General features: G+C 45.0%; 1 protein-coding gene. It reads right to left on the reverse strand.

Annotation, left to right across the window (positions count from 1 at the left end):
* Positions 1 to 1,328: collagen-flanked surface repeat-containing protein (locus D8792_RS10660; RefSeq protein WP_446677395.1), on the reverse strand; the 1,328-nt coding region annotated here is incomplete at its 3' end.
* Positions 1,329 to 1,344 lie beyond the last annotated feature (16 nt).

The following is a 1,344-nucleotide window of genomic DNA, read 5'->3' on the forward strand; positions in this document are numbered from 1 at the left end:
GATGATGTTACTTCATCTGGATCAAGCTGACCATTATTGTTCTTATCAAGTCCGACTTGAACAGTATGGGTACCATTGTTGTTATCAACAACCTTAGCTAGTGGAGATTTACCATCTTTTCCGTCTTTAACGATTGTTGAAGAAGTTACTTCGTCTGGATCCAATTGGCCGTTGCCATTCTTATCCAGTCCAACTTTAACAGTATGAGTACCGTCGTTGTTGTCTACTACTTGAGCCAATGATGGCTTACCATCTTCACCTTTGGCGCCAGTTTCACCTTTATCGCCCTTAGCTCCGGTTGCGCCTGTAGCACCAGCTTTTCCATCTTTGACGATAGTTGAAGATGTTACTTCATCTGGATCAAGCTGACCATTGTTGTTCTTATCGAGTCCGACTTGAACAGTATGGGTGCCGTTGTTGTTATCAACAACTTTAGCTAGTGGAGACTTACCGTCCTTACCGTCTTTGACGATGGTAGATGAGGTTACTTCATCTGGATCCAACTGACCATTGCCNTTCTTATCAAGACCAACTTTAACAGTGTGTGTGCCGTCGTTGTTGTCTACGACTTGCGCCAATGATGGCTTGCCATCTTCACCTTTGGCACCAGTTGCGCCTGTTGCTCCAGTTTCACCTTTATCGCCTTTAGCTCCGGTCGCACCTGTAGCACCGGTTGCCCCAGCTTTTCCATCTTTAATGACTGTAGAAGATGTCACTTCATCTGGATCCAACTGACCGTTATTGTTCTTATCGAGTCCGACTTGAACAGTATGGGTGTCGTTGTTGTTATCAACAACCTTGGCTAATGGAGATTTGCCATCCTTACCGTCTTTGACGATTGTTGAAGATGTTACTTCGTCTGGATCTAACTGGCCATTGCCGTTCTTATCCAGTCCAACTTTAACAGTATGTGTGCCGTTATTGTTGTCTACGACTTGAGCCAATGATGGCTTACCATCTTCTCCTTTAGCACCAGTTGCGCCTGTTGCTCCAGTTTCACCTTTATCTCCTTTGGCTCCGGTAGCTCCTGTAGCACCAGTGGCACCGGTTGCGCCAGCTTTTCCATCCTTACCATCTTTGATGATTGTAGATGAGGTTACTTCGTCTGGATCAAGCTCACCGTTACCGTTCTTATCAAGACCGACTTGAACTGTGTGTGTGCCATTGTTATTGTCTACAACTTTAGCTAGTGGAGACTTACCATCTTTTCCGTCTTTAACGATGGTAGATGAGGTTACTTCATCTGGATCCAACTGACCATTGCCGTTCTTATCAAGACCAACTTTAACAGTATGTGTGCCGTTATTGTTGTCTACGACTTGAGCCAATGATGGCTTGCCATCT

It is taken from the genome of Streptococcus cristatus (assembly GCF_003943505.1).
Lineage (GTDB): Bacteria > Bacillota > Bacilli > Lactobacillales > Streptococcaceae > Streptococcus > Streptococcus cristatus_E.